The following is a 14,037-nucleotide window of genomic DNA, read 5'->3' as shown; positions in this document are numbered from 1 at the left end:
CACCATGACCATCGTGCCCGTGAACCGTCGCGCGTTCATCAAGTCATCGGCGGCGGTCACCGCCGGCCTCGTGCTCTCCCCCGCCATCATCGGCCGCGCCGAAGCGGCGACGCTCAAGCTGAAATGCTCCTCCTCGCTGCCGAACGATCCCAAGTTCGCCAACGGCCGCGTCTATTACGACAACCTCGTCAAGAATTTGAAGGGCAACGGGCTCGGTGAGCAAATCGAGGTCGCGTTCTTCCCCGACAACCAGCTCGGCCAGGAGATCGACGTCATCAACTCGGTGAAGCTCGGCGTCATCGATCTCATGGTGTCAGGCTCCTCGATCTCGGCCAATCTGGTGCCGCTGGTCGGCACCTACGATCTCGGCTTTCTGTTCTCCAGCTTCCCGCAGCAGACCAAGGCGTTCGATGCCGGCGCTGCCAAGCCGATCGAAGACGCCCTGCTCAAGGGCGGCAACATCCGCATCATCGCCTGGGCCTATAATTTCGGCTCGCGCAGCGTGCTGGCGAAGAAGCCGGTGAAAACGCCGGAAGATCTCGCCGGGCTCAAGATCAGGACGCTGCCCAACCCCGTCATCACGGAATGCCTGCGGCTGATGGGCGCCGCCGCGACGCCGCTGGCCTTCGGCGAGATCTACACGGCGTTGCAGGCCGGCGTGCTTGACGGCCTGGAGCACGATCCGCCGACGATCCTGGCCAGCAAGTTCTTCGAGACGGCGAAATTCTACGCCCTGACGCAGCATAATTTCTCGCCGCTTGCGATCTATTTCAGCGACATGACCTACAACCGCATGGACCCGAAGCTGCGCGACGGCTTTCTCGATGCCGCGAAGAAGGCCGCGGCCGACACGCGTGCCCATGGGCTTGCGGTCGAGAAGGAGGCGCTGGCGGCCTTGACCGAGAAGGGCGTGACGGTTGCCGAATGCGACCGCGAGGCCTTCAAGAAGCGGGTCGCGCCGCAGATCGAGAACTTCATCAAGACCCGTCCGGAGTCCAAGGCCGTCATCGACATCATCCGCGCGACGCAAGCCTGATGGCCAGGTCTGAGATGGTGGTGACAGCCGCCGTGCCCGTTTCGGCCGGCCGCCACGGCAGCATCGCCCTGCTGCTTCGGCTCAGCGATGCGATCGCGGCCATCCTGCTCGCCGCCGATCTCGTGGTGGTCTGCGTCTCGGTGCTGCTGCGTTTCTTCTTCAACGCGCCGGTCGAATGGTCCGACGACGTCGCACGCGGATTGATGGTCGGCTCGGCCTTCTTCGGCGCCGCGAGCGCGCTCGCGCGCGGCGAGAATGTCGGTGTCTCCTTCTTCCGCGATCTCCTGCCGCTGCGCCTGCGCGCGCTGGTCGATGCCGCCGGCGCGCTGCTGGTCGTGCTGATCTCCGGCTACGTCGCCTACAACGCCATCAAGCTGGGCTCATTGACCGCAGGCCAGACCACCGGCTCCGGCCTGCCGCTGGAGCTGACCTTCTATCCGATGGGCGTCGGCGCGCTGTTCATGACGGTGTTCGCGATCGACCATCTCTGCGCGAGGCCGCTTCCCGACATCGTCAGGGGGCTCGTTGCGATCATCGTCGTCACCGGGCTATATCTTGCCTGGGATTATCTGTCGCCATCCTCGGTGCCGTCGGCCGGCACCTTGATGCTGATCGGCTTCTTCGTGACGCTGTTCGGCGGCTTGCCGATCGGCTTTGCGCTGGCGCTCGCCGCGCTGATCTTCATCTGGGTCGAGGGCGCGCTGCCCGGCGTCATCTTCGCCCAGCAGATGGCGCGCGGCATCGACAATTTCGTGCTACTCGCGATCCCCTTCTTCATTCTCGTCGGCTACCTCATGGAAGCCAACGGCATGTCGGTGCGGTTGATCGAGCTGCTGCAGCGCGCAGTCGGGCGCATGCGCGGCGGGCTGAACGTCGTGATGGTCGCTTCCATGGTGCTGTTCTCGGGCATCTCGGGCTCGAAGATGGCCGATGTCGCCGCGGTCGGCTCGGTGCTGATCCCGGCGGCGCGCCGCTCGAAGCAGAACCCTGGTGGCGCGGTGGCGCTGCTGGCGGCGTCCGCGGTGATGGCAGAGACCATTCCGCCCTGCATCAACCTCATCATTCTGGGCTTTGTGGCCAATTTGTCGATCGGCGGCCTGTTCGTCGCCGGGCTTTTGCCGTCAGCGCTGATGGCGCTGGTGCTGATCGCGGTGTCCATCATCTTCGGCAAGCGGCCGGACAAGGTCGAGGACGTCGAGCCGCAGATGCCGGTGTCGGGACTGTGGAGCGGCGCGATCGCCTCGTTCGGCCTGATCTTCATGATCTTCTTCGGCTTCAAGAGCGGCTTTGCCACGGCGACGGAGATATCGGCCTTTGCCGTGGCCTATGCGCTCGTGGTCGGCAGCGTGGTATTCCGCGAGCTCAGCTTCAAATCGGCCGCGCACAGTTTCGTGCAGGCGGCGACGCGCGCTGGTCTCGTGCTGTTCATCGTCGCCGCCGCGCAGTCGCTCGCATTCACGCTGACCTTGCAGCAGGTGCCGCATGCGGTCGGCGATTTCATGCTCGGATTGTCGAAGACCTCAGGCGTCTGGCTGTTCATCCTGCTCGCGATCGCCGTGCTGATCGTGATGGGCTCGGTGTTGGAGGGCGCGGCCGCGCTGATCATCTTCGGGCCGCTGCTGTTGCCGGTCGCGGTGCAGCTGGGCGTCGATCCCCTGCATTTCGGCGTCGTGCTGGTCATCGCCATGGGCATCGGCCTGTTCGCGCCGCCGCTCGGGCTCGGGCTCTACGGCGCTTGCCTGATCGGCAACGTGCCGATCGAGCAGACGGTGAAGCCGATCATGGGCTATCTCGGCCTGTTGTTCCTCTGCCTGCTCGTCATCGCCTTCGTGCCATGGCTGAGCACCGCGCTGCCGCGGGCATTCGGCTACTGAAGGAGTTTTGTCGTGAAGGTTCTGCTGGCTCACACACCGGAGATGCGGCGCAATTACTATGGCGATCGCAGCCTGAGCGGCCTGCGCGCGGCCGCCGAGGTGATCCTGCACGAGAGCGACGAAACCCTGGACGCCGCCGGCCTCGTGCGCGCTGCGCAAGATGCCGACATCATCGTCGCCGATCGCATGACCGAAGGGCGCGGCGAGATCTTTGCGCAATTGCCGCGCCTGCGCGCCTTCGTCCGCTGCGCCGTCGACATCCGCAACGTCAATGTGGACGCGGCCTCGGAGGCCGGCGTGCTCGTGACCCGCGCCGGGCCCGGCTTCGTGCAGGCGGTCGCTGAGCTCGCACTCGGCTTCATGGTTGATCTCTCCCGCGGCGTCTCGCGGGCGACGGCGGACTACCAGGCCGGCCGCAAGGTCGAAGCGCGGATGGGCCGCCAGCTCGCCGGCAGCAAAATCGGCATCATCGGCTACGGCAGCATCGGCCGCTATCTCGCCGAGGTCGCAAAAGTGCTGCGCATGGAGGTGCTGGTCGCCGATCCCTTCGCAGCCGTCGGCGATACTGGGATCCGGCAGGTCGGTCTCGACGAGCTTCTCGCCGCGTCGGACTATGTCGTCTGCCTCGCGATCGCCAACGAGCAGACCGAGAATTTGATCGGCGAAGCGGCGCTGGGGCGCATGCAGAAGCACGCGGTTTTCGTCAATCTCTCGCGCGGCAATCTCGTCGACGAGGCAGCATTGGCGCGCGCGCTGCTGGAGCATCGCATCGCCGGCGCGGCGATGGATGTCGGCCGCGCGCCTGATCAGATGCCGACGCCGGAGCTGGCGAAGCTTCCCAACGTCATCGCGACGCCGCATGTCGGTGGGCTGACGCCGCAGGCGATCGAATATCAGTCGCTGGAAACGGTTCGGCAGGTGGAAGCGATCGTCAGAGGCGAGGTCCCGCCGGGTGCCGTCAACGCCGAACGCTGGACGCGGCGGCCGTGAAGCGGCTTCATAGCCGGTCCACCGCCTTGAACGTCCCGTCCTTCTGGATCACCGTCAAAAACACCTTCGGCGGCGTGTCGATCATGCGCAGGCCGACGGTGACGATGCTGCCGCTGATGTCGAAGCGGCCGACATCGTTGATGGCGCGGAGCAGGCTCGCGCGCGTCGGGTTCGGTCCGGCCTTCTCCAGCGCCGCAGCCGCGAGGCGGCCGGAGAGATAGCCTTCCAGCGACACGAAGTCCGGTGTCAGCGTCGGATCGAACGCTTTCTGCGCCGCCTGGTAGTCGGCGACGAGCTTGAGCGAGCGGTCCCATGGAAACGGCACGACTTGCGAGACGATGACGCCTTCACCCTCGGGGCCGAGTTCCTTGGCCAGCGCATTGGCGCCGACGAAGGAGACGTTGACGAAGGTCGGATGGAAGCCGCTGCGGTGAGCGAGCTTGATGAACTCTGCGCAGGGCCCATAGGTTCCGACCATCACAATGGCCTCGGGTTCGGCGCGCCTGATCACCCGCCACGCTGCGGTGACCGCGCGGGTGTTGCGCTCGAACGTGCCCTCGGCGGCAAGCTCGAGGCCGCGCTTGGCGAGCGCGCGCTTGACGCCCGTCAGACCGTCGCGGCCGAAGGAATCGTCCTGGTAGAAGATACCGATGCGAGTGAAGTGGCGATCCTCGGTGAGGTGCCTGATCCACGCCTCGGCCTCCGCGCCGTAGCTCGCGCGGATGTTGACGACGTTGGGAAGCTCGAGGTCGCGCAGGAATTCGGCGCCGCTGAACGGACCGATGAAGGGAACGTTCCTGGCGCTGGTGATCGGAATTGTCGCCATCGCGGTCGGCGTCCCCACCGCGCCGATCAGCGCGAACACCTTGTCGTCCTCGATCAGGTGCAGCGTCTGCGCCACCGAACGGTCGGGGTCGTAGCCGTCGTCGCGGCTGATGAGCTGGAGCTTGCGGCCGTGGACCCCGCCCTTGGCGTTGATCTCGGTGAATGCCGCGACGATGCCTTGCCGCATGCGCTGTCCGAGCGCGGAGGAGGGACCTTCCAGCGCGGCGGCCTGGCCGAACAGGATCGCATCCTCGCTGACGCCGGCTTCGTCGGCTCTCGCCGCAAGCATGGTCGCGGCGAGGAGCGCGACGGTCAGGACGAGGGATGTCGCTGATCGAAATCGATACATCGGGGACGTCTTGCCGAATGATGGGGGGAGCCTCGCGCAACATATTCCCGCGAGCCTGAACAGCTCGCTAACCGGCGACGTGTCGGCAGCCCGTATTACTCCGGGCAAAACCGGCAACTTGTTTCCACAATGCCGGATCATTCGGACACTTCGTTAACTAATTCACGCGTTGCGGAATGGAGGGGTTCCGAAATTGTGCAGTTCTTAACCGCGGTCTTGTTCCGATAGCGGCGCCGGCACCTCAACCAGAGGTTCGGTTCGTCGGGGACAGGGGGACGGCGGCTTCAAGATGGGCGATCGCGATCAGAACGATCAGGATCGGAGGCGTATGACCGGATGGTGGCGTGCTGCGCCGCTGCTCGGGCTGTATCGCCCTGCGCTCGTCGCGGTCGGCGTCGGTCTTCTGTTTTCGGTCGTGGGCGCGGCTGCCGTGGCGCGGTGGGAGGATCGGGTCAACAGGATCGAGTTCGAGAACGCGGCCGAAACCGAAGCGATCGTCATGCAGAACGGCATGGGCGAATACATCTCCCGGCTCGTCGCGTTGCGCACGCTGTTCGAATCGACCAACGACGAGGTCACCCGCAGCGAGTTCGAGACCTTCAGCGCCCGCCTGTTCGAGCGCCATCCCGGCATGCTGCGCATCGCCTGGCTGCCGCGCGTCAACCGCAAGGAACGCGCCGAATACGAGACCGCGGCGATCGCGGACGGCGTGTCCGGCTATCGCATCAAGTCGCTCCAGAGCGAGGGCTTTGCCACGGCGCCGCAGACCGATGAGTATTTTCCGGTGTTCTACTCGACCCAGCCGAAGACCTCGGCGGTCTACGGCATGGATTACGCCACCGTCCCGGAGCGCCGCGCGGTGCTGGAGCGGGCGCGCGACAATGACAAGGTCGTAGCCATTCGCACGCGCCTGTTCGAGCCGAAGGAGGGAGGTCGGCTGCCCGACGTCCTCGTTGCCGTTCCCGTCTACGCCAAGGGGACGTCGCGCGAGACGGTCGCGGACCGGCGCCGCAATCTGGCCGGCTTCGTGGTCGGCATCTTCGACATGCCGCTGCTGATCCAGGCCATCCGCGTGACCACCGGTGCAAGCCCCGCGGTCAGCATGAATGTTTACCCACCCTTCACGGCGCAGATCGTCAGCCTGGAGCAGATGCTGCCGGATTATTCCTCGGCGGCCACGGCGCCGCAGTCGATGCGGGATGTCGCGCGGGCGCTGCACTGGGCGGGCAGCCTCAAGATCGGCGATACCGATTGGCAGGTGCGGGCGGTTCCAACCGCGGGCGGCCCGCTGGAGACGACTTACGATCGCGCGGGCGCCGTGCTGATCGTCGGCTTGCTGCTGACGCTGTCTCTGTCGACCTATCTCATCCTCGCGAGCCGCAATTCGCGGCGGCTGTCGCTGGCGAACCGGCGAGTGCTCGAGCTCGCCCAGACCGACATCCTGACCGGACTGCCGAACCGCGCCTTCTTCCTCACCCGGCTCGACGAGATGAACAGCCAGCTGAGCGTGCGGGGCCTGCCTTTCTCGATCCTGATGCTCGACCTCGACCGCTTCAAGAACGTCAACGACTCCCTCGGTCACGGCGCCGGCGATGCGCTGCTGCGCCAGGTGGCGCAGCGGCTTAAATCCGCCGTGCGCGCCAACGACGTGCTGGCGCGCCTCGGCGGCGACGAGTTCGCCATCATCCAGGAAACCGGCGAGGATCAGCGCGCCTGCTCGACCGAGCTGGCGGCGCGGATCGCCAAGCTCTTGACCGAACCATTCCTGCTGCCCGGTCATCGCGTCGAGATCGGCACCAGCATCGGCATCGCCATCGCGCCGGATCACGGCAGCGATCAGGAGCAGCTGCTGAAGAAGGCGGACCTTGCGCTCTATCGTTCGAAATCGGCAGGCCGCAACTGCTTCACCATCTACGACGAGGCGATGTCGGCCGAGCTGGAGGCCCGCAACACGCTGGAGGGGGATCTGCGCGATGCCATCGCGCGGTGCCAGCTGGAGGTGCACTACCAGCCGTTCGTCGACGCCCTCAGCGGCGCACGGCGCGGCTTCGAGGCGCTGGTGCGCTGGCGGCATCCGACACGCGGCCTGATCCCTCCGGACCAGTTCATTTCGCTTGCGGAGGAGACCGGGCTGATCGTGCCGCTCGGCGAATTCGTGCTGCGGCGCGCCTGTGCGGATGCGGCCGGCTGGCCGTCCGGCCTCGCGGTCGCCGTCAACCTGTCGCCGATCCAGTTCAAGGAGGCCCGGCTGTTCGAGGTGATCTGCGCGGCGCTCGCCGATTCCGGCCTGCCGCCCCAGCGGCTGGAGATCGAGATCACGGAATCCGTGCTGCTGGAGCGCGGCGGCGAGAACCACGCCTTCATGCAGCGGCTGAAGCAGCTCGGCGTCGAGCTCGCGCTCGACGATTTCGGCACCGGCTATTCCTCGCTCAGCTATCTGACGGCGTTCCCGTTCGACAAGATCAAGATCGACAAGTCGTTCATCCGCAACCTCACCCAGCAGCCGCGCAGCTCCGCCATCATTTCCTCGATCGTGACACTGGCGCGTGGGCTGGACATGTCGGTCACCGCCGAGGGCGTCGAGACCCGCGAGGAGTACGAGCGGCTGAAGGCGCTCGGCGTCAATTTCGCGCAAGGCTATCTGTTCGGCCGCCCGCAGCCGATCGAGCGAATCCTGTTCGACGCGCCGGCCAAACCCTCACGGCGCGACGCCGCCTGAGATCGCCCCGACGCATCTCGCTCAAGGGGCATGCGTGAAAAGCGCTTGACCCGGACATCTCCAGATGGTCCGAAAGACCGTCCAGGGATGAAACATACAAACATGCGGCTTCCGTTCTTCTACGGCTGGGTCGTGGTCGCCGTGACCTTCGTCACCATGGCCATTGGCGTCAACGCGCGCACCGCCTTTTCACTGTTCTTTCCTCCCATCGTCTCCGAATTCGGCTGGGAGCGCGGCGTCACCGCGGGCGCCTTCTCCTTCGGCTTCGTGGTGTCGGGCGTGGTCAGCCCGCTGATCGGCCGCCTGATGGATCGCGCCGGCCCGCGCGCGGTGATGGAGCTCGGCGTCGTGCTGATGGGCGGTGGGCTGCTGCTTGCGCCACTCACCAGCGCGCCCTGGCATCTCTATGTCACCATCGGCGTCATGGTCGGCGCCGGCTCGGTGTGTCTCGGCTATTCCGGCCAGTCGCTGTTCCTGCCGAACTGGTTCATCCGCAAGCGCGGCTTCGCCATCGGCATCGCTTTCGCCGGCGTCGGCATCGGCTCGGTGACGTTGCTGCCTTGGGTGCAGCACATGATCGAGCAGACCGGCTGGCGCACCGCCTGCACCGCGATGGGCCTGCTCGTCCTGGTCGTGCTGGCGCCGGTCAATCTGCTGCTGCACAAGCGCCCGCAGGACATCGGCCTCGAGCCGGACGGCGATGCCGTCCCGGCCGCGGGCGCGGCCGAACCGATCTCCAACGTCGTCGATCCCGTCTGGGTCGGGACCGACTGGACGCTGAAACGCGCCGTCGCGACCGCGCGGTTCTGGTGGATCGCGCTCGGCTATTTCTGCGGCCTGTACATCTGGTACGCGGTGCAAGTGCACCAGACCAAGTTCCTGCTCGACATCGGCTTCAGTCCCGGTGTCGCGGTGTGGGCGCTCGGCATCGTCAGCCTGCTCGGCATTCCCGGCCAGATCCTGCTCGGCCATGTCTCCGACCGGGTCGGGCGGGAATGGGTGTGGGCGATCAGTTGCGCCGGCTTTGTGATCTGCTTTGCGGCGCTGATGGCGCTGAAGTTCCAGCCGTCGCTATGGCTGGTCTACGTGATGGTGTTCACGCAAGGCGCGCTCGGCTACGGCCTGACCTCGATCATGGGCGCCGTGGTGTTCGAGATTTTCCAGGGCAAGCACCAGGGCAGCATCTTCGGCACGATCATGCTGGCGGCGCTGGCGGGCGGTGCGGCCGGACCGTGGGTGACCGGTTTCCTCTACGATCGCACCGGTGACTACACGCTCGCCTTCGCCATCGCGATGATCGTGAGCGCCTTGTCGGCGCTCTCGATCTGGCAGGCCGCGCCGCGGAAGGTGCGGGCCGTCGCCGGCCGGCTGCACAAGCTCCAGGCTGGAACTGGCGCGGATTAGGTTCCGCACGCATCAACATACCGTCGTCGTTTTCGCCGGTCGTTAAGTATGTCGCGTCTTGGCCCCGAGGCGATGGCGCGGCAAAAACGTCTTGGACACCATCGGAGCGTTAGCGTCGGACCGCTTGCCGTATTTTCCCGATATCGCCGGGTCAAACGATGTCCGCCTTCGATTGTCTCACTGAAATTCCGGACGTGCTGCGAGCCGCGCTCGAACGCGCCGACGATGGCGTCGTCATCGTCGATCACGCCCATCGCATCACCCATTTCAACGCCGCGGCGGAGCGCATCTGGAAGCTGGCGAGCTTCGACGTGCTCGGTCGCGATGCCGAAATTCTCGCCCTCAAGGGCCTTCAGGCCGATCCGGTGGCCGATCTCCGGGACGAGATCAGTCTCGTGCGCCGTGACGGCAGCCGCATCAGAACGGCTATCGCGCTGTCTTCCGTGAAAATCGGCGGCGCCAATCATTACATCGTGTTTGCGCGTGACGTCACCATCGAAGCCGAGCGCCGCGTCAGGATCGGGCTTCTCCACGCCGTCTCCGACCAGACCAACCGGGCGGTGATCATCAGCGACACCGAGCAGAACATAGTCTACGTCAATTCCGCCTTCACGACGCTGTTCGGCTACACCAACGCAGAGGCCGAGGGTCGCCGCGCAGGCGAGCTGATTGCCGGCCGGCACACCGATCGCAAGGCCATCGCGAAGCTCATCAAGCGCCTGATGCATGGCGGTCGCCGCGGCGAAGCCGAGGTGCTGGTCTACGACAAGGACGGCGAGGAGATCTGGGTCTGCGCCCGGATCGATGCCTTCCGCGACACGAAGGGCCGGGTCAAGCACATCTTCGCGCTGCTCGAGGACATCACCGAGACCAAGCAGCTGCGCTCGCTGCAGCAGCTCATCATGGGCGCGCTCGCCGACGAGGTGCCGATCGGCGAGATCGCCGACAGGCTGTGCCGTCGCGTCGAGGAGATCGCGCCCCACGTGGTCTGCTCGTTGCTTCATGTCGATGCCGCGGGCCTGATCCATCCGCTCGGCGGCCCGAGCCTGCCCGATGATTATTCCCGCGCGCTGGACGGCGTGGCCATCGGCCCCGATGTCGGCTCCTGCGGCACCGCCGCCTTCTACGGCGAACCGGTGCTGGCGACCGATCTGGAGACCGATTCGCGCTGGCAGCCCTACAAGGCCATGCCGCTCGCGATCGGCCTGCGCGCCTGCTGGTCGACGCCGGTCAAGGCCAAGGACGGCCGGGTCATCGCGACCTTTGCTTTCTACTATCGGGAGCCCCGCGCGCCCAGCAATTGGCACCGGCGTATCGTCGAGGCCTGCGTCAATCTCGGCGCCTTCGCGATCGAGCGCAAGGAAGCGCGCGCCGAGATCGCGCGGCTCGCCTATCACGACATCCTCACCGGCCTGCCGAACCGCGCGCAGCTGCGGCACCTGATCACCACGGCGATTGATGCCTGCCCGACCGGCAGCCATGTCGCGCTGGCCTTCCTCGACGTCGATCATTTCAAGGACGTCAACGACACGCTCGGCCACGCCGCCGGCGACGAGCTCCTGATCCAGCTCGCCCAGCGCCTGCGCGAGCAGATTGGCCCCGAGGACATGCTGGGACGGCTCGGCGGCGACGAGTTCGTCATCCTGCTGCCGCAACGCAACGCCGAGAGCGCCGCGCGCGTCGCGGCCGACATCACGGAGGCGCTGGCTGCACCCTTGAAGCTTGGATCGAAGCTGATGCCGATGTCGGCCAGCATCGGCATCAGCCTCTATCCCGACCATGCCACCGACATCGACACCCTGATGCAGCAGGCCGATGCCGCCATGTACATGGCCAAGCAGGCGGGCCGCTCGACCTATCGTATCTTCAGCGCCGAGATGAACGGGCTCACCGAGCAGCGGCTGGCGCTGATTGCGGCGCTCCGCCGTGCCATCGCCGAAGGCGCGCTGACCCTCAGCTACCAGCCGCAGATCCGCAGCTGCGACGGCGCCATCCACGGCGTCGAGGCGCTGTCGCGCTGGCGTGATGCCGTGCTCGGCGACGTCTCGCCGGCAAAGTTCATCCCGCTCGCCGAGGAGTGCGGCCTGATCGAGAAGATCGGCCTGTGGTCGGTACGCGAGGCCTGCCGGCAGATGGCGAGCTGGCGCCGCGCCGGGCTCAACATCCCTTGCGTGTCGGTCAACCTGTCGCCGATCAATTTCCGCAACGTTACGCTGGCGGCGCGGCTCAAGGACATCCTCGCCGAATACGATCTGCCGGCGGACGCCTTGATGCTGGAGATCACCGAAGGCACATTCATGCAGGACGGCGTCGCCGCGCTCGAGACCATGAACGCGATTCGCGAGCTCGGCGTCGGGCTCTCGGTGGACGATTTCGGCACCGGCTATTCCAGCCTCAGCCGTCTCGCGCATCTGCCGATCCGCGAATTGAAGATCGACCGCAGTTTCATGCGCGACATCGAAAAGGACGCGGCCGCGCTTGCGATCGCCACCGCCGTGGTGCGCGTCGGTCAGGGCCTCGGCATGACCGTCGTCGCCGAGGGCGTCGAGACCGAAGGCCAGCGCAAGACCCTGGCCGAGCTCGGCTGCGACGTCGTGCAAGGCTTCCTCTACGCACCCGCACTTCCCCCCGTCGCCTTCGAGCGCTGGCTGATCGAGCACTGCGCCGAGCAGGCGAGGGCGATGCAGGGGCGGCTGGATGTTGGGCCGGCAGGCAGCGACGCCGTGAGGCGGTCGGCTTAGAGGCAGGTTCGAACACAGGGGGCGAACTCACGCATGCGGTGAGTACGCACCCCGGTTCGGCTCTAACCCGACGAGCGGTCAGTAGTCCCAGAAGGCCGGCACCCAGCGAAAGTGGTCGCCGTCGACCGCCACCCGGCCGGTGGACGGGAACGGCATGTGCGTGGCGACGAGGAGCTCTCCGTTCGCTGCCAGCTCGCGCAGAAGACGGACACGGACGCGGGCCGCCTCTTCGGGATCGTGCTCGAAGCCGTTGTGCCAGTCGGGGTGGTCGAACCCGACAGTGAACACGGCGTCGCCGGCGAATGTCAGCCGATCGCCGCCGGATGCCAGGCGGACCACGCTGTGCCCGGGGGTGTGGCCGCCGGTGCGGGTGACCACCACTCCCGGCGCGACCTCGTGCTCGTCCTCGAAGGTACGCAGCTGGTTGTGGTATTCTTTCGCGAACCGCTTGGCGGTCGCCCGAAGCGCGTCCGGGAATCCCGGCGGCATCGAGACGTGGGAGAAATCGGGCGCCTCCCAGAACGCGACCTCGGCAGCTGCCACATGGATGCGCAGGTCGGGGCGCAGCCGCTCCTTCACTTCGTCGACGAGCAGCCCGCCAATGTGGTCCATGTGCATGTGCGTCAGCACCACGTCGGTCACGGACTCAAGGTCGATACCGGCGGCTTCCAGTCGCTTGCTCAACTGGCCGGCCCGCGGCAGGTGCAAGTCCGGGTCGGATCCCAGTCCGGCGTCGACGAGGATGGTATGGTCGCCGCTACGCACCACGACCACGTTCAGCGCCCAATCGAACGCATCCGGCGGCAGGAACATGTCCTTCAGCCACGCCGCGCGGACGGCCGGGTCGGCGTTGTGGGCCAGCATCGCGCCTGGCAGCGTCAGTACGCCGTCGCTGATCACCATCACGTCGATCTCGCCGATCTTCAGCGCGTAGCGCGAAGGAACCAGCTCTTGGGGCCCCGGCCCGCCGGGGCGTGTGGTGTTGTGCAGGTTCATGTTCGTCTCCTGAGTGTTGCGGATCGTCTGGTTCATCTTGAAAGCTCCTTCGTTCTGTCTTGACGCAGTTCTGTAAGAGACCGCGCGTCGCCGGTCGGCAGTGCGACTAATGGTGATGAGGTGTCCAACACGCGGTCAGTAGTCCCACCAGGTCGGTACCCAACGAAACAGGTCGCCTGCGGCCGCGACCCGGCCGATCGACGGGAACGGCATGTGCGTGGCGACCAGCCACGCGCCCGTCTCCACCAGCTCGCGCATGAGCCGGATCCGGACGCGGGTCGCCTCCTCGGGATCGTGCTCGAAGCCGTTGTGCCATTCGGGGTGGTCGAACGAGACCGGGAATATGGCATCGCCGGCGAACATCAGCCGGTCGCCGCCGGATGCCAGGCGGACCACGCTGTGCCCGGGCGTGTGACCGCCGGTGCGACTGACGACAACGCCCGGCGCCACCTCGTGCTGCTCCTCGAAAATGCGCAGCTGGTTGCGGTATTCGTCCAGGAATTGCCTGGATGCTCGCCGAGCCAGGTCAGCGAGCGCCGGCGGCATGGCGGTGCGGGAGAAATCGGGCGCTCCCCAGAACTTGACCTCGGCCGCAGCCACGTGAATCCGCAGGTCCGGACGTAGCCGCTCCTTCACCCCGTCGACGAGCAGTCCGCCAACATGGTCGAAGTGCATGTGGGTCAGCACCACGTCGGTCACCGATCCAAGATCGATGCCGGCAGCATCGAGTCGCGAGCCTAGCTGCCCGGCGCGCGGAAAGTCCGGGTACTCCACACCGAGCCCGCTGTCGATGAGGATGGTCTGGTCGCCGCTGCGCACCACGACCTCGTTCAGCGCCCAATCGAACGCGTCCCGCGAAAGGAACATGTCGTCCAGCCAGGCCCCTCGGACGGCTGGATCTGCGTTGGTGGCCATCGACTCCGCGGGCGGTGTCAGCACGCCATCGCTGATCACCATCACGTCGATCTCGCCGACGCGGAGCGCATAACGCGACGGAACCAGTTCGTCGGACCGCGCTCTGTCGAAATGTGTGGCGTCGTGCACGTTCATGCTCGTCTCCTTCTGAGCGTGAGAGATCATTTGATTCATCTTTCAAGGCTCCT

The 14,037-nt window shown here is 66.2% G+C and carries 9 protein-coding genes; 6 read left to right on the top strand and 3 right to left on the bottom strand.

Going from position 1 to position 14,037, the window contains the following annotated elements; genetic code table 11:
• Window positions 1–4 precede the first annotated feature (4 nt).
• From CV770_RS19390 to CV770_RS19380, 3 genes are read left to right on the top strand one after another with little or no spacing between them, the layout of a single operon-like run.
• Window positions 5–1,036, top strand: coding sequence for a TRAP transporter substrate-binding protein (locus CV770_RS19390; protein ID WP_104463443.1), 1,032 nt, complete (start codon window positions 5–7; stop codon window positions 1,034–1,036).
• Window positions 1,036–2,910, top strand: coding sequence for a TRAP transporter large permease (locus CV770_RS19385; protein ID WP_245323494.1), 1,875 nt, complete (start codon window positions 1,036–1,038; stop codon window positions 2,908–2,910). Before CV770_RS19390 ends, CV770_RS19385 begins: the two co-directional genes overlap by 1 nt.
• 12 nt (window positions 2,911–2,922) lie before the next feature.
• A complete protein-coding gene (locus CV770_RS19380) occupies window positions 2,923–3,900 on the top strand; it encodes an NAD(P)-dependent oxidoreductase (RefSeq protein ID WP_104463442.1) in 978 nt (325 codons plus the stop codon).
• A gap of 7 nt (window positions 3,901–3,907) precedes the next feature.
• Here CV770_RS19380 and CV770_RS19375 read toward each other — a convergent pair whose 3' ends face one another.
• Window positions 3,908–5,074 carry an ABC transporter substrate-binding protein gene (locus tag CV770_RS19375; protein ID WP_104463441.1) on the bottom strand — a complete coding sequence of 389 codons (1,167 nt, stop codon included), beginning with the start codon at window positions 5,072–5,074 and terminating at the stop codon, window positions 3,908–3,910.
• Window positions 5,075–5,402: 328 nt separating this feature from the next.
• Between CV770_RS19375 and CV770_RS19370 the strand changes: the two genes are divergently transcribed.
• The 3 genes from CV770_RS19370 (at window position 5,403) to CV770_RS19360 (ending at window position 11,938) form a co-directional block, all read left to right on the top strand.
• Entirely contained in the window at window positions 5,403–7,793 is a 2,391-nt protein-coding gene (locus tag CV770_RS19370) for a bifunctional diguanylate cyclase/phosphodiesterase (RefSeq protein WP_245453798.1), read from the top strand.
• A 102-nt stretch (window positions 7,794–7,895) separates the two neighbouring features.
• On the top strand, window positions 7,896–9,197 hold the full coding sequence (locus CV770_RS19365; RefSeq protein ID WP_104463471.1) for an MFS transporter: 1,302 nt from the start codon (window positions 7,896–7,898) through the stop codon (window positions 9,195–9,197).
• 158 nt (window positions 9,198–9,355) lie between these two features.
• Window positions 9,356–11,938 carry an EAL domain-containing protein gene (locus CV770_RS19360; RefSeq protein WP_104463439.1) on the top strand — a complete coding sequence of 861 codons (2,583 nt, stop codon included), beginning with the start codon at window positions 9,356–9,358 and terminating at the stop codon, window positions 11,936–11,938.
• A gap of 78 nt (window positions 11,939–12,016) precedes the next feature.
• Here CV770_RS19360 and CV770_RS19355 read toward each other — a convergent pair whose 3' ends face one another.
• The gene (locus CV770_RS19355; protein WP_104463438.1) at window positions 12,017–12,970 is read right to left on the bottom strand and encodes an MBL fold metallo-hydrolase; all 954 of its coding nucleotides are present in this window, start codon (window positions 12,968–12,970) and stop codon (window positions 12,017–12,019) included.
• Window positions 12,971–13,069: 99 nt separating this feature from the next.
• Window positions 13,070–14,023, bottom strand: coding sequence for an MBL fold metallo-hydrolase (locus tag CV770_RS19350; protein ID WP_104463437.1), 954 nt, complete (start codon window positions 14,021–14,023; stop codon window positions 13,070–13,072).
• Between the last annotated feature and the right edge of the window lie 14 nt (window positions 14,024–14,037).

The organism is Bradyrhizobium sp. AC87j1 (assembly GCF_002936975.1).
In the GTDB taxonomy this organism is placed as follows: domain Bacteria; phylum Pseudomonadota; class Alphaproteobacteria; order Rhizobiales; family Xanthobacteraceae; genus Bradyrhizobium; species Bradyrhizobium shewense.
The sequence above is the reverse complement of the archived record's forward strand: the minus strand, read 5'-3'. Positions and strand labels throughout refer to the sequence as shown.